General features: G+C 56.0%; 21 protein-coding genes. 4 read left to right on the top strand and 17 right to left on the bottom strand.

All coding sequences use genetic code 11. The features are described 5' to 3' along the window. Positions 1-156: 156 nt before the first annotated feature. A complete protein-coding gene (locus QRN24_RS11405; RefSeq protein WP_020883824.1) occupies positions 157-564 on the top strand; it encodes a MarR family winged helix-turn-helix transcriptional regulator in 408 nt (135 codons plus the stop codon). Here the strand turns inward: QRN24_RS11405 and QRN24_RS11400 are convergent. Beyond that, entirely contained in the window at positions 561-1448 is an 888-nt protein-coding gene (locus QRN24_RS11400) for a LysR family transcriptional regulator (protein WP_279257798.1), read from the bottom strand. The genes QRN24_RS11405 and QRN24_RS11400 overlap by 4 nt on opposite strands. 107 nt (positions 1449-1555) lie before the next feature. Between QRN24_RS11400 and QRN24_RS11395 the strand changes: the two genes are divergently transcribed. Both QRN24_RS11395 and QRN24_RS11390 read left to right on the top strand, forming a co-directional pair. Then, positions 1556-2764, top strand: a complete 1209-nt coding sequence (locus QRN24_RS11395; protein WP_284942723.1) for an MFS transporter — start codon at positions 1556-1558, stop codon at positions 2762-2764. Next, positions 2761-3138: a DUF4440 domain-containing protein gene (locus tag QRN24_RS11390; protein WP_284942722.1), complete on the top strand. Its 378-nt coding sequence runs from the start codon at positions 2761-2763 to the stop codon at positions 3136-3138. The genes QRN24_RS11395 and QRN24_RS11390 overlap by 4 nt, the downstream gene beginning before the upstream one ends. A 52-nt stretch (positions 3139-3190) precedes the next feature. Here QRN24_RS11390 and rpoS read toward each other — a convergent pair whose 3' ends face one another. From rpoS to cysG, 13 genes are all read right to left on the bottom strand, one after another. After that, entirely contained in the window at positions 3191-4183 is a 993-nt protein-coding gene (gene rpoS, locus QRN24_RS11385; protein WP_013098493.1) for an RNA polymerase sigma factor RpoS, read from the bottom strand. Between the two features lie 59 nt (positions 4184-4242). Beyond that, positions 4243-5367 carry a murein hydrolase activator NlpD gene (nlpD, locus tag QRN24_RS11380; RefSeq protein WP_020883821.1) on the bottom strand — a complete coding sequence of 375 codons (1125 nt, stop codon included), beginning with the start codon at positions 5365-5367 and terminating at the stop codon, positions 4243-4245. A 116-nt stretch (positions 5368-5483) separates the two neighbouring features. Next, positions 5484-6110, bottom strand: a complete 627-nt coding sequence (locus QRN24_RS11375) for a protein-L-isoaspartate(D-aspartate) O-methyltransferase (RefSeq protein ID WP_020883820.1) — start codon at positions 6108-6110, stop codon at positions 5484-5486. Then, positions 6104-6865: a 5'/3'-nucleotidase SurE gene (surE, locus tag QRN24_RS11370; RefSeq protein WP_284942721.1), complete on the bottom strand. Its 762-nt coding sequence runs from the start codon at positions 6863-6865 to the stop codon at positions 6104-6106. The genes QRN24_RS11375 and surE overlap by 7 nt, the downstream gene beginning before the upstream one ends. Continuing rightward, positions 6846-7895, bottom strand: coding sequence for a tRNA pseudouridine(13) synthase TruD (gene truD / locus QRN24_RS11365; protein ID WP_284942720.1), 1050 nt, complete (start codon positions 7893-7895; stop codon positions 6846-6848). Before truD ends, surE begins: the two co-directional genes overlap by 20 nt. After that, entirely contained in the window at positions 7892-8371 is a 480-nt protein-coding gene (ispF, locus tag QRN24_RS11360) for a 2-C-methyl-D-erythritol 2,4-cyclodiphosphate synthase (RefSeq protein WP_014171394.1), read from the bottom strand. The genes truD and ispF overlap by 4 nt, the downstream gene beginning before the upstream one ends. After that, positions 8371-9081, bottom strand: coding sequence for a 2-C-methyl-D-erythritol 4-phosphate cytidylyltransferase (ispD, locus tag QRN24_RS11355; RefSeq protein ID WP_014171395.1), 711 nt, complete (start codon positions 9079-9081; stop codon positions 8371-8373). The genes ispF and ispD overlap by 1 nt, the downstream gene beginning before the upstream one ends. Positions 9082-9100: 19 nt before the next feature. Continuing rightward, positions 9101-9412, bottom strand: a complete 312-nt coding sequence (ftsB, locus tag QRN24_RS11350; RefSeq protein ID WP_008499609.1) for a cell division protein FtsB — start codon at positions 9410-9412, stop codon at positions 9101-9103. A gap of 166 nt (positions 9413-9578) precedes the next feature. Further along, positions 9579-9905, bottom strand: coding sequence for a DUF3561 family protein (locus QRN24_RS11345; RefSeq protein WP_014171396.1), 327 nt, complete (start codon positions 9903-9905; stop codon positions 9579-9581). Between the two features lie 58 nt (positions 9906-9963). After that, a complete protein-coding gene (gene cysC, locus QRN24_RS11340; protein ID WP_014171397.1) occupies positions 9964-10569 on the bottom strand; it encodes an adenylyl-sulfate kinase in 606 nt (201 codons plus the stop codon). Further along, positions 10569-11993: a sulfate adenylyltransferase subunit CysN gene (gene cysN, locus QRN24_RS11335; protein ID WP_284942719.1), complete on the bottom strand. Its 1425-nt coding sequence runs from the start codon at positions 11991-11993 to the stop codon at positions 10569-10571. Before cysN ends, cysC begins: the two co-directional genes overlap by 1 nt. Before the next feature lie 9 nt (positions 11994-12002). Then, positions 12003-12911, bottom strand: a complete 909-nt coding sequence (gene cysD, locus QRN24_RS11330; protein ID WP_006811770.1) for a sulfate adenylyltransferase subunit CysD — start codon at positions 12909-12911, stop codon at positions 12003-12005. 9 nt (positions 12912-12920) lie between these two features. After that, the gene (cysG, locus tag QRN24_RS11325) at positions 12921-14270 is read right to left on the bottom strand and encodes a siroheme synthase CysG (protein ID WP_284942737.1); all 1350 of its coding nucleotides are present in this window, start codon (positions 14268-14270) and stop codon (positions 12921-12923) included. A gap of 246 nt (positions 14271-14516) precedes the next feature. Between cysG and QRN24_RS11320 the strand changes: the two genes are divergently transcribed. Beyond that, on the top strand, positions 14517-15560 hold the full coding sequence (locus tag QRN24_RS11320; RefSeq protein WP_020883813.1) for an aminopeptidase: 1044 nt from the start codon (positions 14517-14519) through the stop codon (positions 15558-15560). Positions 15561-15614: 54 nt separating this feature from the next. Here the strand turns inward: QRN24_RS11320 and cysH are convergent, their stop codons facing one another. The 3 genes from cysH to cysJ are packed head-to-tail and all read right to left on the bottom strand — an operon-like array spanning position 15615 to position 19882. Continuing rightward, complete coding sequence (gene cysH / locus QRN24_RS11315) at positions 15615-16349, bottom strand: phosphoadenosine phosphosulfate reductase (RefSeq protein ID WP_014171401.1); 735 nt, start codon at positions 16347-16349, stop codon at positions 15615-15617. 15 nt (positions 16350-16364) lie between these two features. Next, a complete protein-coding gene (cysI, locus tag QRN24_RS11310) occupies positions 16365-18077 on the bottom strand; it encodes an assimilatory sulfite reductase (NADPH) hemoprotein subunit (RefSeq protein ID WP_014171402.1) in 1713 nt (570 codons plus the stop codon). Next, the gene (cysJ, locus tag QRN24_RS11305) at positions 18077-19882 is read right to left on the bottom strand and encodes an NADPH-dependent assimilatory sulfite reductase flavoprotein subunit (RefSeq protein WP_032678869.1); all 1806 of its coding nucleotides are present in this window, start codon (positions 19880-19882) and stop codon (positions 18077-18079) included. Before cysJ ends, cysI begins: the two co-directional genes overlap by 1 nt. Between the last annotated feature and the right edge of the window lie 202 nt (positions 19883-20084).

Genomic DNA, 20084 nt, shown 5'->3' with positions numbered 1-20084 from the left:
ATTCGTTCGCATACGAACATGTTAAGTACGTTACTCCCGGATCCTGTTTCTGACAATATTGTTCGTACACGATCACATTAATTGCTAAAAATTGCCGCGTTAAAATCCTGGGCAAGAGCGGCTATCATAGGGAGAGAATTTTTCGTCGGAGTGTTCATGGAACTGAGACAAGAGGCGTTTCACCTGTTACGCCAGCTTTTTCAACAGCATACTGCCCGTTGGCAACATGCATTGCCGGAACTGACCAAACCGCAGTACGCGGTATTGCGGTCTATTGCCGAAAATCCGGGGATTGAGCAAGTTGCTCTGACAGAAGTGGCGGTCAGCACAAAGGCGACGCTCGCGGAGATGCTGAGCCGCATGGAGGCGCGTGGACTGGTAAAACGCGAGCACGATCCGGCGGACAAGCGCCGTCGTTTCGTCTTTCTGACGCCGGAAGGTGAAGCGCTGCTTGCCAGCTGTAAACCGCTCGGCAATGACGTGGATGAGGCGTTTTTAGGGCGGCTGAGCAACGACGAGCGGGCGCAATTCTCCGCACTCGTCAAAAAAATGATGCGCGACTAGTTAACCCGGGTGCGCATAAAGTCGATAAAGGTGCGCACTTTCGCAGGCACATGCGGGGCATCGGGATAAACCGCATAGATGCCCTGCCGCGCAAAGGTATATTCCGGTAAAACCGACACCAGCGTGCCGTCATCAAGCGCATGGCGCACCAGCCACGCCGGCAACAGCGCCACGCCACATCCCGCGAGCGCAAAGGCCATCAGCGCCTGAGCACTGTCCGCAAACAAACGCGGTGCTTTTTTAATTTCCAGCGTGGCGGGCTCACCGCAGGCATCGTTCACCTGCCAGCGCAGCGGCGAGGCTAAGCGCTCATGAATAATCCAGTCAGCTTTCGCCAGCTGTTCAAGCGATTCTACAGGATGGTTACGCAGCCAGCCGGGCGTCGCTACGGGGAAAATAGTGAACTGCGTTATCAGTGCCGCGTGGTAGCGTGAATCGGCAAGGGTTCCCAGCCGGATGGCGACATCGAAGCGCTCTGAAATCAAATCGGCATGCAGTGAAGACGAAACGTGACGCACGCGAAGGTCCGGGTGTTGCTGGCTAAACTCAGCCAGTAACGGGACCACAACCTGCGAGCCATACTCCGGTGTGGTGGTGATCCGCAACTCCCCCGTGAGACCTGCGTGGTTTGCACGGACGTCGTCCTTCAGGCGTTCCGCGTCCTTTAAAAGCGCGACGCTCCGTTGATGGAAAAGCCTCCCTGCCTCGGTTAACGTCAGTCGGCGGGTGGAACGCAGCAACAGGGTGACACCCAGTTCATCTTCCAGCTGGCGGATATTGAAGCTGACCACCGCTTTTGTCAGCCCCATTGCCTCTGCTGCGGCGGTGAAACTGCCGGTATCTGCGACGGCGACAAACATCGCGGTACGCTGCAAATTAATCATGGTCAGCCCTATTACTGTCAAAAATTTTTTGACAGTATATCGCGCTTTATAACGTTTATCCGTACCTCCCTGCCCGATACGATACGCCCCTCACTGGAGGTGCCGCCATGTCGTATCGCAGCAAAGTCGCCGTTGTCTATCTGCTGGGCTTTTTTCTTGATTTAATTAATATGTTTATCGCCAGCGTCGCTTTCCCGGCAATGGCTCAGGCGTTCAACACCACGCCCTCATCGCTTGCCTGGGTCAGTAACGGCTATATTGCCGGTCTGACACTCGTCATCCCCTTCAGCACCCTGCTGACGTGCAGGCTCGGGCCGAAGCATGTCATTCTGCTTTCGCTTTTTCTCTTTAGCGCCGCCTCCGTTGCGGCAGGTTTGTCGTCCTCACTTGAGAGCCTGATTGCCTGGCGAGTGCTGCAGGGCATGGGAGGGGGTTTACTGATCCCGGTCGGACAGGCGCTGACCTGGCAACAGTTTAAACCCCATGAGCGTGCCAGGCTCTCCTCAGCGGTCATGCTGGTTGCATTGCTTGCGCCTGCATGCTCACCCGCCGTGGGGGGAGTGCTGGTTCAGGCACTCAGCTGGCGATGGATATTTTTTGCCACAACGCCTGTCACCGCCGTGACGTTTTTCCTGGCCTGCGTGTGGCTTAAGAATGAGAGGCCCCCCGTGAAAGCGAGCAGGCTGTTAAACCTGCCCCTGCTGGCCGACCCGCTGCTGCGTTTTTCCATGCTTGTCTATTTGTGCGTACCCGGCATGTTTATTGGGGTGAACGTCACGGGGATGTATTATCTTCAGAGCGAGGCGCACATGACACCTGCCGCAACGGGGATGCTGATGCTGCCATGGTCTCTGGCCTCGTTTATAGCGATCACCGCGACCGGACGTTATTTTAACCGCGTGGGTCCCCGGCCTCTCATTGTCGTGGGTTGCCTGTTACAGGCGCTGGGCGTTTTACTGCTGCTTAACGTCAGCCCGACTACCACAGTGTTGTTACCTGGCGTCGCGTTTACGTTAATGGGCGCGGGCGGCAGTCTTTGCAGCAGTACGGCGCAAAGCAGCGCATTTTTAACGACGGCGCGCGACGATATGCCTGACGCCAGCGCGCTATGGAATCTTAATCGTCAGATCAGTTTTTTTGCCGGGACATTCCTGCTCTCGCAAGTGCTGAACCTGACACTGGCGTTTTTGACGCCGCTCGCCGCATGGCACTGGATGTTTAGTGTTGCTGCGGCCATCACATTACTGCCCGTCGTGTACGTCTTTCGTCTTAACAACACGCAGGTGCTTTCAGAGGTGCAACAGGAGAAACCATGACCCATTTCGAACAGGACATTATCGACGTTCACGTTAAGCTGGAGAACTGGTTGGGTAAGGGCGAAGGGGATGTTGATGCCCTGCTTGCCCACTTTCAGCCGGATTTTATGATGCTCACCCCAGGTGGCGTCCATTTTGACTATAACGCGCTTGTCGGTTTCCTGGACCTTCAGCGCGGCAGCCGTCCTGGTCTGGAGATTGTTCTTGATGAGATAACGACGTTACAGACGTGGACCAACGGCGCGGTGCTTCACTACCGGGAAACGCAAACTCGCCCGGATCAGCCCGTCAATGTGCGCTGGTCAACCGCCGTGCTCAATCAGAAGGATGGCAAGATAACGTGGCGTTTGCTGCACGAAACGGCACAACCGTAACGCAAAAGAAAAAGGCCCGTCTCATGACGGGCCTTTTTTGATGAAAGATTGCTTATTCGCGGAACAGCGCTTCGATATTCAGACCTTGCCCCTGCAGGATTTCACGCAGGCGGCGCAGACCTTCAACCTGAATCTGACGAACACGTTCACGGGTCAGGCCAATTTCGCGGCCGACGTCTTCCAGTGTTGCAGCTTCATACCCCAGTAAACCGAAACGACGTGCCAGCACTTCACGCTGTTTGGCGTTCAGTTCGAACAGCCATTTGACGATGCTCTGTTTCATGTCATCGTCCTGCGTGGTGTCTTCCGGACCGTTGTCTTTTTCATCGGCCAGGATGTCCAGCAGCGCTTTTTCGGAGTCGCCACCCAACGGGGTGTCAACGGAGGTAATGCGCTCGTTGAGACGCAGCATACGGCTTACGTCATCAACCGGTTTATCAAGTTGTTCGGCGATCTCTTCCGCGCTTGGCTCGTGGTCCAGTTTATGGGACAACTCGCGCGCAGTACGCAGATAGACGTTCAACTCTTTGACGATGTGAATCGGCAGGCGAATCGTACGGGTTTGGTTCATAATCGCCCGTTCGATGGTCTGACGAATCCACCAGGTCGCGTAGGTTGAGAAACGGAACCCGCGTTCCGGGTCAAACTTCTCAACTGCGCGGATGAGACCTAAGTTGCCCTCTTCAATCAGGTCCAGCAGAGCCAGACCTCGATTGCCGTAACGACGGGCAATTTTCACGACCAGACGCAAGTTACTTTCAATCATGCGACGGCGCGAGGCAACATCACCACGCAAAGCACGACGTGCGAAATAGACTTCTTCTTCGGCCGTTAACAGTGGGGAGTAACCAATCTCCCCAAGGTAAAGCTGAGTCGCGTCCAGTACACGCTGTGTGGCGCCCTGCGATAACAGCTCTTCTTCAGCCAAATCGTTATCACTGGGTTCCTCTTCTACTAAGGCTTTTTCATCAAAAGCCTCTGCTCCGTTCTCATCAAATTCCGCATCTTCATTTAAATCATGAACTTTCAGCGTATTCTGACTCATAAGGTGGCTCCTACCCGTGATCCCTGAACGAGACACCCTGGCTGGCATGCCCCGTCAACTTATCGCTGCGGCAAATACTGCAGCGGGTTTACGGATTTCCCCTTGTAACGAATTTCAAAATGCAAGCGTGTAGAACTGGTGCCGGTGCTACCCATGGTAGCGATTTTTTGCCCCGCCTTAACTTCTTGTTGTTCCCGGACCAGCATTGTGTCGTTATGGGCGTAGGCACTCAGGTAATCATCGTTATGTTTGATGATAATAAGATTACCGTAACCGCGCAGAGCGTTACCGGCATATACCACACGACCGTCTGCGGTCGCGATAATAGCCTGTCCCTTATTCCCTGCGATATCGATCCCTTTATTTCCTCCCTCGGAGGAAGAGAAGTTTTCGATAACCTTGCCGTCAGTTGGCCAGCGCCATGCAGAAATTGGCGAACTGGAGGTCATACTGCTGGCAGTCGGTTCAGTAGAGCTAACCACAGGTGCCGTAGTCGGTGCTGTGACAACAGTCGCAGTCCCTTTATTATTCGGCAACATTTTGTTAGCAGTCTGATCACCTGAATCCTCAGAATACGTAATTACCGGTTGTGAAGCAACCACCGTGGTGGATTTTTGTGCAGGCTTAACGCTGTTATTTTGCGCAGTGACATCGGCCGCTGAAACGGTGTTGCCAGGCGTGAGCGGCGTACCCGTCGCATTGCCCACCTGGAGCGTCTGGCCGACTTCCAGACCATACGGGGCCTGGACGTTATTACGCTGCGCCAGGTCACGGAAATCGTTCCCGGTGATCCACGCAATATAGAACAGCGTGTCGCCGCGTTTTACGGTATAGGTGCTCCCACCGGTATAGCTACCTTTCGGAATGTTCCCATACTGGCGGTTATACACTATGCGGCCATTTTGAGTCTGCACAGGGTGTTCCACTGGCTGAACCTGTGTTGGCTGCGTAACAGGAGGCTGCATTGGCTGAATGGGCGGATTTTGTTGTGCCGCAGCAGTGCCCATTTTAGGCGGAGGGGTGATCAACATTCCGCTGGACGTGTTACCCGAGCTGCTGGATCCCCCCACGGAACTGACGGGCGCAGGTGCATTATTAGAACTTGTACAGCCTGCCAGCCAGAGCGAAACCAGTGATAATGCCGCAACACGGCTGATGGTGAATTTAGGGCTTCCCGCGCTCATTTATCCCCCAGGAATGTGTTAACTACCAGTGACTTAAAATTTACCGTGATGACACGAATCTTTCGCGCCACACCATACGCTGAATTTGCCTTAATAACCCTGGATAATTCTGAGTCTCAGGCCAACTCCCCCTTTACCAGAGGAACAAAGCGCACAGCTTCCACGGTATCGATAATAAACTCGCCGCCACGCCGACGAACGCGCTTCAGGAGCTGTTGCTCGTCCCCGACAGGCAGAACAAGAATGCCGCCTTCATCCAGCTGCGATAACAGAGCAGCGGGAATTTCAGGTGGAGCAGCCGTCACGATGATCGCGTCAAACGGGGCGCGTGCCTGCCAACCCTGCCATCCATCACCGTGTCGTGTCGAAACGTTATGTAAATCAAGTTGTTTCAGGCGACGACGCGCCTGCCACTGCAAACCTTTAATACGCTCAACGGAGCAAACATGGTGCACCAGATGCGCCAGGATCGCGGTTTGGTACCCCGACCCGGTGCCAATTTCCAGCACGCGCGAATGGGGCGTGAGCTCCAGCAGCTCCGTCATACGCGCCACCATGTAAGGCTGTGAAATCGTCTGGCCCTGCCCGATAGGCAGCGCCACGTTTTCCCACGCTTTGTGTTCAAACGCCTCGTCTACAAATTTCTCACGCGGCACCTGGGCGAGCGCGTCGAGCACATGCTCGTCGCGGATCCCCTGAGCGCGTAGCTGTTCCAGAAGAGTTTGTACACGTTTGCTTACCATTGCGCGTTCACTCCTGCGCGATCCAGCCAACCCGACACCACATCATGCGCACTATACGCGGTTAAATCTACATGCAGCGGCGTAACCGAGACATATCCTTCATCAACAGCGGCAAAGTCGGTATCCGGTCCGGCGTCACACTTGTCGCCAGGAGGACCAATCCAGTAAAGCGTATTGCCACGCGGATCCTGCTGCGGGATCACCTGGTCAGCCGGGTGTCGGCTTCCGCAACGCGTTACGCGAATGCCTTTGATTTCACTCAGCGGCAGATCCGGCACGTTAATATTGAGGATGCGCCCGGTACGCAGCGGCTCGCGATTGAGCGCCCGCAGGAGAGAACAGGTCACCGCTGCCGCCGTGTCGTAGTGCGTGTGGCCGTTTAACGAAACGGCCAACGCAGGGAGCCCCAGATGGCGCCCTTCCATGGCGGCGGCCACGGTTCCGGAGTAAATCACATCGTCGCCAAGATTGGGCCCGGCGTTAATACCGGAGACGACGATGTCCGGGCGCGGGCGCATCAGCGCGTTCACACCCAGAAAAACGCAGTCGGTCGGCGTGCCCATCTGGACGGCGATATCACCATTTTCAAAGGTGAAGGTGCGAAGCGACGACTCCAGCGTCAGAGAGTTAGACGCTCCACTGCGGTTACGATCGGGTGCCACGACCTGCACTTCCGCAAATTCGCGAAGGTGTTTCGCCAGGGTCTGTATACCCGGCGCATGGATCCCGTCATCGTTACTCAGCAATATTCGCATAATCACCCGACGTGTTGATAAGTTCCCTGACAACACTGGTGGCAAAGCTACCTGCCGGCAGCCAGAAGCGTAACTCGACGGTTACGTCGTCCCACCAGTTCCAGCTCAACTGTTGCGGATAGAGCAGCATCGCACGGCGTGCCGCCTCGACTTTTTCCCGCACCAGCAATGTTTGTAATGCCTGCATATCAGCGACAGCAGACTGCTCAGCAGCCAGCGCATCGCCCTGCGTACCCCAGTCGCCCGTGCCGGGCAAAGCTGCGGTAATCATCAGCGTTTGAGTATCCACGCGCGACTGCACATCGGCCATTTCTTCAGCCGTTGCCACAAACCAACTCCCGCGTCCCGCTAATTGTAGCGCATCGCCGACAACAACTTGATTCGCGTCCGGTTTTTTCAGCCGTTCGCTCACAATCTGATTAAACAACGCACTGCGGGCCGCCGACAACCAAAAACTGCGTTTATTCCTGTCGCGGACCGGGGCATCGCTTTGCGCCCAGCGCAGTGCGCCGAGCAGGTTGCTGCCGCCGATACCAAAGCGCTGTGCGCCAAAATAGTTTGGTACGCCGCATGCGTTGATAGCGTTCAGGCGTTTTTCCACATCGTCACGGTCCGAAATCTCACGCAGTACCAGCGTAAAATGATTGCCCTTCAACGCGCCCAGACGCAGTTTGCGCTTATGGCGCGCGTATTCCAGTACCTTACAGCCCTCAAGCTCAAATTTGCTTAAATCAGGCATCGTATTACCCGGCACGCGCGCGCAGAGCCACTGTTCGGTGACGGCGTGTTTATCTTTCTGCCCGGCAAAGCTCACTTCGCGGGCATGAATTTTGAGGAATTTTGCCAGCGCATCGGCCACAAAACGGGTATTGCAGCCATTTTTCAGAATGCGTAGCAGGATATGTTCGCCTTCGCCATCCGGTGCGAATCCCAGGTCTTCCACCACAACAAAATCTTCAGGGCTGGCTTTCAGCAGCCCGTTCCCCTGCGGTTTACCGTGCAGCCAGGTCAGGTTATCGAAGTCCGTCATTGGCTTGCCTTCACCAGCAGCGCCACGGCCTCACAGGCAATCCCTTCACCACGACCGGTAAAGCCCAGTTTCTCTGTCGTCGTCGCTTTGACGTTAACATCATCCATGTGGCAACCGAGATCTTCTGCAATGAACACGCGCATCTGCGGGATATGCGGCAGCATTTTGGGGGCCTGAGCGATGATCGTCACATCCACGTTGCCGAGGGTGTAGCCTTTCGCCTGAATACGACGCCAGGCTTCACGCAGCAGCGCACGGCTGTCCGCGCCTTTGAAGGCCGGGTCAGTGTCCGGGAACAGCTTACCGATATCGCCCAGTGCCGCAGCACCCAGCAATGCATCGGTCAGGGCATGTAATGCTACGTCGCCATCAGAATGCGCAAGCAGCCCTTTTTCATAAGGAATGCGTACGCCGCCAATGATAATTGGGCCTTCTCCGCCAAAGGCGTGTACATCAAAACCGTGTCCAATTCGCATTATGCCTTCTCCTGATGGGTCGAACGGGTAAGATAAAATTCCGCGAGCTGTAAATCTTCCGGACGCGTCACTTTTATATTATCAGCGCGTCCTTCAACCAGCTCAGGATGGAAACCGCAATACTCCAGCGCCGAGGCTTCGTCCGTGATGGTCGCACCTTCTTTAAGCGCACGCGTTAAGCAGTCGTGGAGTAATTCGCGGGGGAAAAATTGGGGGGTCAGCGCGTGCCATAAATCGACGCGCTCAACGGTGTGCGCGATAGCCTGCTTGCCCGGCTCAGCGCGCTTCATGGTGTCGCGTACCGGGGCGGCAAGAATACCGCCTACCCGGCTGGTTTCGCTAAGCGCCAGCAGGCGCGCAAGGTCATCCTGATGCAGGCACGGACGGGCAGCGTCATGGACCAGAACCCATGATGCGTCACCGGCGGCCTGAATGCCCGCCAGCACGGAATCGGCACGCTCGGCGCCGCCGTCAACAACGGTAATCTGCGGATGATTTGCCAGCGGTAACTGTGCGAAACGCGCATCACCCGGGCTGATAGCGATAATCACGCGCGTCACCCGCGGATGCGCCAGCAGCGCCGCCACGGAGTGTTCGAGGATCGTTTTATCGCCAATAGAGAGGTATTGCTTGGGACATTCTGTCTGCATGCGCCGGCCAAAACCCGCAGCCGGCACCACGGCGCATACGTCCGAAAAAGTTACTGCCATGTCGTAATCCTGGGCCTGATTATCGATTGTTTTGTGCTGAGCCCTGATTGCGTTTAGACGCATCCGGAACCAGACGATAAAAAGTTTCGCCCGGCTTAGTCATACTGAGTTCATTGCGTGCGCGTTCCTCAATCGCCTCTTGCCCGCCATTGAGGTCATCAATTTCAGCAAAGAGTTGATCGTTTCGCGCCTTAAGTTTGGCGTTTGTTGCCTGCTGAGCCGCGACGTCATCGCTTACCCGGCTATAGTCGTGCAGTCCGTTTTTACCGAACCACAGCGAATATTGCAGCCAGATCAGCAAAGCCAGCAACAGCAGCGTTAGTTTACCCATCCTGCCCCCTGAAAAACGGCATCATCATCCCAAAACGCCCCCAGATCTCTTTGCCGGGGTAACAGAGATGCCGCAACATCGCGGGCAAATGTACCACATTTTTTCCGCAGAATCGCCTTGCTCAATATCGTCACACAGTTGTTTACGGTTTGAATTATGGCTGAAGTTAGCCCATGAGCCACAAAAATAACAGACCAAACATCAGAACCACCGTCACAATCGTGACCACGGTACTGTAAAGGAGTTTGCCATTAAGCAGCGAGTGCAGCGCAATACCGACGACAACCGCCACAGGCATCAGCGCCAGGAAGAAAGGCCAGGTATAGAGAAAGAAGAACAGCGTATTACCGCCGTAGATAAGAAAAGGGATACCCAGGGCCAGCAACCACGAGACGAAGCCGACTATGGCCCCAGGAAAGGACCAGGTCGTCTCGTCGTCGGTCGCTAACGGCTCCGACCCGGTGGTAATAATGTAGTTCTCACTGTTGCGCATAGCTGATCCTGTGACCGTGACTCATCGTTCGGGAAGACAGCTCCCGAACGATACCGTCTCAGGATCTGATAATATCGTCCCGTCTGAGCAGGTCTAATAATTGGCTTACTAAATTTGTTACCAATTGTTGACCTTCCAGGTGAATTTCAGGCGATTCAGGCGCTTCGTACACCGAGTCAATGCCGGTGAAGTTTCGCAGCTCTCCCGCACGCGCTTTCTTATATAGCCCTTTGGGATCGCGCGCTTCGCAAATTTCCAGCGGCGTATCAACAAACACTTCGATAAAGCGATCCTGCCCGACGCGCTCGCGCACCATCTGGCGTTCGGCACGATGCGGTGAGATAAACGCGGTCAGTACCACTAACCCGGCATCCGCCATCAGGCTGGCCACTTCCCCCACCCTGCGAATATTCTCTTTACGATCGTCGTCGCTGAAGCCCAAATCGCTGCACAGGCCGTGGCGCACATTGTCGCCATCCAGCAGGTAGGTACTGACCCCCTGCTGGTGTAGCGCCTCTTCCAGCGCGCCCGCTACCGTGGATTTACCAGAGCCGGATAGCCCGGTAAACCACAGTACCACGCCACGATGGCCGTGAAGTTTCTCGCGCTGCGCGACGGTGACCGGATGAGGATGCCAGACGACGTTCTCATCATGGGCGGCCATTACTTGCCTCCCAGCAGATCGCGCGCACCCCAGTGCGGGAAGTACTTACGCACCAGCGCATTCAGCTCCAGCTCAAAGGCGCTGAACTCAGAGGCTACCGTAGCCTGTTCATTTGGCTCACGCACCATACCGGCACCCACGGTCACGTTGGAGAGGCGATCGATAAAGATCAGCCCACCCGTTACCGGGTTCTGCTGGTAGGGATCCAGCACCAGCGGCTCGTCAAAGGTCACGTCGACCAGACCAATGCCGTTCAGCGGCAGCTCGGTGACATCGCGCTGGGTCAGGTTATTGATGTCCACCTGGAACTGGATACCGTCCACGCGGGCACGGGTTTTCTTACCCGCGATTTTAATGTCGTAGCTCTGACCGGCGCTCAGCGGTTGTTCAGCCATCCACACCACATCAACGGAAGCCCCCTGCACCGCTGCCAGCGTCTCCTGAGCGTCCACCAGCAGATCGCCGCGGCTGATATCAATTTCATCTTTCAATACCAGCGTGACCGCTTCACCCGCACCGGCTTGCGGCAGATCGCCATCAAAGGTGACGATACGGCTGATGGTGGATTCCACACCAGACGGCAGAACTTTAACGCGCTGACCGACCGCCACGGTGCCCGACGCGATAGTGCCGGAGAAACCGCGGAAATCAAGGTTAGGACGGTTAACGTACTGAACCGGGAAGCGCATCGGCTGGGTGTCGACCACGCGCTGGATCTCCACGGTTTCCAGCACTTCGAGCAGCGTCGGGCCGCTATACCACGGCATGTTCGCGCTCTGGGAAGCCACGTTGTCGCCTTCCAGCGCAGAGAGCGGCACAAAGCGAATATCCAGGTTACCCGGCAGCTGTTCAGCAAACGTCAGGTAACTCTGGCGGATCTCATCAAACTTCTCTTCGCTGAAGTTCACCAGATCCATTTTGTTGACCGCCACCACCAGGTGTTTGATCCCCAGCAACGTGGAGATAAAGCTGTGGCGACGAGTCTGATCCAGTACCCCTTTACGGGCGTCAATCAGCAGGATCGCCAGTTCACAGGTAGACGCACCGGTCGCCATGTTACGGGTGTACTGCTCATGCCCCGGGGTGTCGGCAATAATAAATTTGCGCTTCTCGGTGGAGAAATAGCGATACGCCACATCAATGGTGATGCCCTGCTCGCGCTCGGCCTGCAGGCCGTCCACCAGCAGCGCCAGGTCGAGTTTTTCGCCCTGGGTACCATGACGTTTACTGTCGTTGTGCAGGGAAGAGAGCTGATCTTCGTAAATCTGACGCGTATCGTGCAGCAGACGGCCGATCAGCGTGCTTTTCCCGTCATCGACGCTGCCGCAGGTCAGAAAGCGCAGCAAGCTTTTGTGTTGTTGCGCGTGCAGATAAGCTTCTACGCCGCCTTCATTGGCAATTTGTTGAGCAATGGTCGTGTTCATGGCGGCTCCTTAGAAATAACCCTGACGTTTCTTCAGCTCCATGGAGCCTGCCTGGTCGCGGTCAATCACGCGGCCCTGTCGCTCACTGGTGGTCGACACCAGCATCTCTTCAATGATCTCCGGCAGCGTCTGCGCACTGGACTCCACGGCACCGGTCAATGGCCAGCAGCCGAGGGTACGGAAACGCACCATCTGTTTTTTGATCACTTCGCCTGGCTGCAGGTCGATGCGATCGTCATCGATCATCATCAGCATGCCGTCACGCTCCAGCACCGGACGTTCAGCGGCCAGGTACAGCGGCACGATCTCGATATTTTCCAGATAGATGTACTGCCAGATATCCAGCTCGGTCCAGTTGGAGAGCGGGAACACGCGAATGCTTTCGCCCTTGTTGATCTGGCCGTTGTAGTTATGCCACAGCTCCGGACGCTGGTTTTTTGGATCCCAGCGGTGGAAGCGGTCGCGGAAAGAGTAGATACGCTCTTTCGCACGGGATTTTTCTTCATCACGGCGTGCGCCGCCGAAGGCCGCGTCAAAACCGTATTTGTTCAGCGCCTGCTTCAGCCCTTCGGTTTTCATGATGTCCGTGTGTTTGGCACTACCGTGCACGAACGGGTTAATGCCCATCGCCACCCCTTCCGGGTTTTTATGCACCAGCAGTTCGCAGCCGTAGGCTTTTGCCGTACGGTCGCGGAATTCATACATTTCACGGAACTTCCAGCCGGTATCAACGTGCAGCAGCGGGAACGGCAGCGTACCCGGGTAAAACGCTTTACGCGCCAGGTGTAGCATCACGCTGGAATCTTTACCGATGGAATACATCATCACCGGGTTAGAGAATTCGGCTGCCACTTCGCGGATAATATGGATACTTTCCGCTTCGAGCTGCCGCAGGTGAGTAAGTCGTTTTTGGTCCATAACCGTTCCTTAAGCCAGATTCACCACAGAGGAGCCAAACCCCTCTGAGTCTGTTGTATGTTGAAACCAGGCGAGTGTGCTGTGCAGGTGCACCACTTCCCCTACCACGATAAGCGCGGGCATAGGGGCCTCTTTCGCCAGGGTGGCAAGATCCTGTAGCGTACCGATAGCCACATGCTGATCGAGGCGTGTGCCGCGAGAAATCACGGCGACCGGCGTGGTTGCCTCTCGACCGTGTTGAATAAGTTGTTCACTGATGTCCGCCGCCTTCATCGTGCCCATATAGATAGCCAGCGTCTGACGACTCTGGGCAAGATGCGACCAGTCAAACGGGGCGCTGTCCGCCTTGTAATGGCCCGTGACAAAGGTCACGCTCTGGGCGTAATCGCGGTGAGTAAGCGGTATACCGGCGTAGGCCGTCACTGCGGAAGCCGCCGTGATACCCGGAACGACCTGGAACGGCACGCCCGCTTCAGCCGCCGCCTGCAGCTCTTCCCCGCCGCGACCAAAGATAAACGGGTCGCCACCTTTAAGCCGCACCACCGTTTTGCCCGCTTTTGCCGCCGCCACCAGCATCTGGTTGGTGTCATGCTGCGGTACAGAGTGCTCGCCCGCCCGTTTGCCAACGCAGATTTGTTCTGCGTCACGGCGAATCAATTCGCGCACCCCGTCGGTGACCAGATGGTCATAGAACACCACATCGGCATCCTGAAGCACCTGCAGGCCGCGCAGGGTCAGCAGCCCGGCATCACCCGGCCCCGCACCGACCAGAATGATCTCGCCGCCGCTACTGCCAGGGTTATCCAGCTCATCTTCGAGGATCTGCTGCGCCGCCGTTTCATTCCCGGCATGCATCAGGCTGGCAAAACGACCGCGGAACACGCGCTCCCAAAAGCGACGGCGTTCCGTCACGCTGGTCAGGCGCGTTTTCAGATGGTTACGCCAGAAGCTCGCTTTCTCCGCCATTCGCCCAAGGCTGGTAGGCAAAAGCGCTTCGATTTTTTCCCGCAGCACGCGTGCCAGCACCGGCGCGGTCCCGCCGGAGGAGATGGCCACCAGCAATGGCGAACGGTCAACAATCGACGGGAAGATAAACGAACACAGCGGCCGATCGTCCACTACGTTCACCAGACGGTGACGGGCCTGAGCCGCCTCTGAAATACGGCGGTTGAGCTCACGGTTATCGGTTGCCGCAATCACCAGCACCACGCTGTCGATTTGCGACTCGTCGAAATCCGCCTCGTCGACTATCCGTACCTGCGCCCCCGCTCGCTGCAGAAACGCGATTTTGCGATCGGCAACCTCACCGGTGCCGACTACCAGCACAGGTCTGTCTTTTATCGCGGCAAAAAGGGGCAGATAGTCCACAAGCTACAACTCACTAACAACAAGGAATAGTGGGACTATAGGGGGCGGCTTAGATCGAATGAAATTACGAATTGGAATGAGTAGTTACTCAATGGAATAACGCCGTGGAAAAGCAAAGATCAAAAAGTGCTTAACACGCGAATTTTCGGGCATTTAAGAGCAATTCAAATTGTGTATGGTCGATCACAGTTTCATACTAGGCGGGTTAAAATTTTGCTCTGTTTTTAAGGACTCACTATGTTTTCCGCAACGCGCCACCGTATCGCTGCCCTGGCGCTCGGCGTTTGCTTTATCCTTCCGGCCCAGGCAAAAAATCAGCCCTATGGTGAAATCGCGAATATGCAGGCGCGGCATATTGCGACCGTCTTTCCGGGTCGTATGACCGGCACGCCAGCGGAAATGCTTTCCGCCGATTATATTCGCCAGCAATTTGCTGACATGGGTTACCAGAGCGATATCCGATCGTTTCACAGCCGCTACGTCTATACCTCGCGCAATAAAACAAAAAACTGGCATAACGTGACCGGTAGTACGGTCATTGCGGCGCATGAAGGTAGCGCGGCGGAACAGATCATTATCATGGCGCACCTGGACACCTACGCGCCAATGAGCGACGCCGATACCGACAATAATCTCGGCGGGCTGACGTTACAGGGGCTGGACGATAACGCGGCGGGTCTGGGCGTGATGCTCGAACTGGCAGAGCGAATGAAAGACATTCCAACACAATACGGGATCCGTTTCGTTGCTACCAGCGGTGAAGAAGAGGGAAAACTTGGCGCGGAGAATCTCCTGAAACGCATGAGTGCCGAGGAGAGGAAAAATACGCTGCTGGTGATTAACCTCGATAACCTGATCGTCGGCGATAAGCTCTATTTCAACAGCGGACAGAGTACGCCGGGTACCGTGCGTAAACTGACGCGCGACCGCGCGCTGGCGATTGCCCGCAGCCATGGGGTGTATGCCACCAGCAACCCGGGCGGGAATCCCGATTATCCTCGCGGAACCGGCTGCTGTAATGATGGTGAAGTGTTCGATAAAGCGGGCATTCCTGTTCTGTACGTGGAAGCCACTAACTGGATGCTGGGTAAGAAAGACGGTTATCAGCAGCGGGTGAAATCGAAGGCTTTCCCGGACGGGACGAGCTGGCATAACGTGCTGCTGGATAATCAGCAGCATATTGATAGCGCACTGCCGCAGCGAGTTGAACACCGCAGTCGGGATGTGGTTAAAGTGATGCTGCCGCTGGTGAAAGAGCTGGCAAAAGCTGGGAAAGCGTAGAACAGAACATTTCCCTCACCCTTTGTTAGAGGGTGAGGGAAAAGGGAACAGAATTTACCCTTCGTGCAATCCGCACTCGCGCTTGAGTCCAAAGAATCGCGTCTCTTCTTCCGCCATGCCCGGTTCCCATTTACGCGTGGTATGGGTATCGCCAACGGACAGATAACCCTGGTCCCAGAGCGGGTGGTATTTCAGTCCGTGTTTTTGCAGGTACTGGTAAACCGTACGGTTATCCCAGTCGATGATCGGCAGCACTTTAAACACCCCGCGCTGAACCGCTAGCACCGGGAGCGTGGCGCGACTTCCGGACTGCTCGCGGCGTAACCCCGCAAACCAGGTCTGCGCGTTAAGCTCTTTCAGTGCCCGGTTCATCGGCTCGACCTTGTTGATCTCATTGTATTTCTCAATGCCCTCAACACCCTGTTCCCACAGCTTGCCATACCGCGCCTCCTGCCAGGCCGCGCTTTGCTCCGCGCGGTAGACTTTCAGGTTCAGCCCGAGCTTGTCCGTCAGCTCATCGATAAACTGGTAGGTTTCCGGAAACAGGTAGCCGGTATCGGTCAGGATCACCGGAATGTCCGGACGAATCTGGTTCACCAGATGCAAACTCACCGCTGCCTGAATACCAAAACTCGACGAGAGCACATAATCACCCGGCAGGTTTTCCAGGGCCCATGCCACGCGGCCTTCGGCGTCGAGCTTTTCAAGCTGCGCATTGGTTTCTGCCAGCGCCAGAATGCGATCGACTTTTGGCAGTTCATTTAGGGCGTTTAGATCGAGTACGGACATAATTACCTCTCGTGTTTACTCCCAGAAATCCCTTGCGGGATCGAGCACCGGGCGAATAATGCCCGCACGCACCGTAAAGTCGCCGAAGCCTTCACCCGCTTCGCGCTCTTTCGCCCAGCGCCCGACAAGCTCGTCGATAGAATCAAGAATTTCCGGCTCGGTGATGTTCTCACGGAACATGCGCGGAATACGCGTTCCGATACGGTTGCCGCCGAGGTGCAGGTTATAGCGACCCGGCGCTTTACCCACCAGACCCAGCTCGGCCAGCATCGCACGGCCACAGCCGTTCGGGCAGCCGGTGACACGCATAACAATATGCTCGTCCGGAATACCGTGTTTTTCCAGAATCGCTTCCACCTTATCGGTGAATGACGGCAGGAAACGTTCTGCTTCCGCCATCGCCAGTGGGCAGGTCGGGAACGACACGCAGGCCATTGAGTTTTCACGCTGCGGCTTCACCGCGTCCATCAACCCATGGTCGCGCGCCAGTTTCTCAATCTTCGCTTTCTGGCTTTCCGGCACGCCGGCAACGATCAGGTTCTGGTTAGCGGTGATACGGAATTCACCTTTATGGATCTTCGCAATTTCCAGCAGACCGGTTTTCAGCGGGCGGCCCGGATAATCAAGAATACGGCCGTTTTCAATAAACAGCGTCAGGTGCCATTTATTGTCGATGCCTTTAACCCAGCCAATACGATCGCCACGTCCCGTAAATTCATACGGACGGATCGGCTCAAACTTAATCCCCGCGCGACGCTCCACTTCCGCTTTGAACGTCTCTACGCCCACGCGCTCCAGGGTGTATTTGGTTTTCGCGTTTTTACGGTCCGTACGGTTACCCCAGTCGCGCTGCGTGGTGACAACCGCTTCAGCCACGGCCAGCGTGTGCTCCAGCGGCAGGAAACCAAACTCGCTTGCGGTGCGGGCATAGGTTTTCTTGTTACCGTGTTCGATGGAGAGACCGCCGCCCACCAGCAGGTTAAAGCCCACCAGCTTGCCATTTTCGGCAATCGCCACGAAGTTCATGTCGTTGGCGTGCAGATCGATATCGTTCTGCGGCGGGATCACCACGGTGGTTTTGAACTTACGCGGCAGATAGGTCTGGCCGAGGATCGGTTCTTCGTCGGTGGTGGCCACTTTTTCCTGATCGAGCCAGATCTCCGCATAGGCGCGGGTGCGTGGCAGCAGGTGCTCAGAGATCTTCTTCGCCCACTCATAGGCTTCGGCATGCAGCTCGGACTCGTACGGGTTCGAGGTGCAGAGCACGTTACGGTTCATGTCGTTGGCCGTGGCCAGCGCGTCCAGCCCGACAGAGTGCAGCATCTGGTGTACCGGCTTCACGTTCTTCTTCAGAATGCCGTGGAACTGGAAGGTCTGACGGTTGGTCAGACGGATGCTGCCATAAAGGGTATTTTCACCCGCAAACTTATCGATCGCCTGCCACTGTTTCGTGGTGATCACCCCGCCCGGAAGACGGCAGCGCAGCAGCATCGCATGACGCGGCTCCAGCTTCTGTTCTGCACGTTCGGCGCGGATATCACGGTCGTCCTGCTGATACATACCGTGGAAACGGATCAGCAGAAAGTTGTCGCCTTTAAAGCCGCCGGTGAGACCGTCATTCAGATCTTCAGCAATGGTGCCGCGCAGATAGTTGCTTTCCAGCTTCATGCGCTCGGCGTCTGTCAGTTTACCTTCGACCACCAGTGGCCCTGGATGTTTTTCGCTCATTAGTAGACATCTCGCTGATAACGGCGCTCAACGCGCAGCTCACTTAAAAATTCATCCGCCGTTTCGGCATCCATACCGCCGAATTCGGCAATCACTTCCAGCAATGCCTGCTCAACGTCTTTCGCCATGCGATTGGCGTCGCCGCAGACATAAATGTGGGCACCGTCATTGATCCAGCGCCACAGCTCTGCGCCCTGTTCGCGCAGTTTGTCTTGTACGTATACTTTTTCTTGCTGATCGCGGGACCAGGCCAGGTCGATGCGCGTCAGGACACCTTCTTTGACGTAACGCTGCCACTCAACCTGATAGAGGAAATCTTCCGTAAAGTGCGGGTTGCCGAAGAACAACCAGTTTTTACCTGGCGCCTCATCTGCAGCGCGCTGCTGCATAAAGGCGCGGAATGGTGCAATACCGGTACCCGGCCCAATCATGATGACCGGTGTTTCCGGGTTCGCAGGCAGACGGAAGTTGTCGTTGTGCTCGATAAACACGCGCACTTCACCGTCTTCCTCCACGCGATCGGCCAGGAAGCTTGATGCCCCGCCCGCACGGGCACGCCCTTCGATGTCATAACGCACCACGCCCACGGTGATATGCACTTCGCTTTCCACTTCTGCCTGCGAAGAGGCAATGGAGTAGAGGCGCGGCGTCAGCGGACGCAGCAGGCCGATTAGCGCATCCGCATCCAGCTGTGCCGGAGAGAAACGCACCATATCGACAATCGGCGTCGTCGCGGCGTAATGCTGCAGCTTCGCCTTATCCCCCACCAGGGGCAGCAGCGATTCACTGCGCGTTAAGGTGGCGTAATTTTCAACGATGTTTGGCGTGTTGACCGTCAGCTCGAAATGCCACTGCAGCGCCTCAGAGAGCGGCTGCGTTTTACCGTCGACGGTGACAGGCTCATCGCCTTTCAGCCACAGCAGTTCGACCAGCTCTTTAACCAGCGTCGGATCGTTCTGGTACCAGATCCCAAGTGCATCGCCCGGCTGGTAACGCAGACCGGAATCACCGAGATCGATTTCAATATGCCGCACGTCTTTCTCAGAGTCGCGGCCGGTAATTTTCTGATTAACCGCCAGGCTCGCTGCCAGCGGTGCCTCTTTGGTATACGGGCTGGTGTGAATATCATTGACTGCGCCCGCCGCGGTGACGGCAGCCTGCGCTGGCGTCTCTTTCGGCACGCGCGCTTTCAGCACGTCAACGATGCGCGCACGCCATTCAGCGGCTGCGGTCTGGTATTCCACATCCGCATCAACGCGGTCCAGCAGGCGCTCAGCGCCCAGTTCCGCCAGTTTGCTGTCGAAATCTTTACCGGACTGGCAGAAAAATTCGTAGGAGGTGTCGCCCAGGCCAAACACGGCGAACGCCGTCCCGTTCAGTTTTGGGGCTTTTTTCGAGAACAGGAATTTATGCAGGGCCACCGCTTCTTCAGCCGGCTCACCCTCACCCTGGGTTGAAGCCACTACCACCAGCAGTTTTTCGGACGCGATCTGTTTGAATTTATAGTCCCCGGCGTTCACCAGGTTCACGTTCAGTTTGGCGGCCAGCAGGTCGTCGCGCAGCGCTTCGGCCACACGGCGAGCATTGCCCGTCTGCGAGGCAGAAATCAGCGTAATCGCCGGAATTTCTACCGCAGTTGCCGGTGCAGCAGCCACAGCGCCCGGTTGCTGGTTAAGCATTCCCCAGAAATAGCCGGAGACCCAGGCAAGCTGGGTGGGAGAAAAATCAGAGGTGGCAGCCTGAAGGCGCGCCAGTTGCTCCGGGTTCAGGGGAAGCAAATTTGAAGGTGGGGCCTGTGTTGTCATGCGTCGTTATGTTCCAGTAGCCAAGCGGACTTTAAGCGAATAAATCCAAACTGAAGATAAGGTTAACGGCGAGGATAATAACAATTAAAGAAGGGATGGAAATAATAAATAACCAAATGGACTAACCTGTTTTAGTTATCGTTCTTAGCGATAAAAACGATTAACTAACCCATTGAAATTTAATCATAAAACAGTAGTCCTT

The organism is Enterobacter sp. MEB024 (assembly GCF_030209635.1).
GTDB classification, from domain to species: Bacteria; Pseudomonadota; Gammaproteobacteria; order Enterobacterales; family Enterobacteriaceae; genus Enterobacter; species Enterobacter ludwigii.
This window is presented reverse-complemented; position numbering and strand designations above follow the sequence as displayed.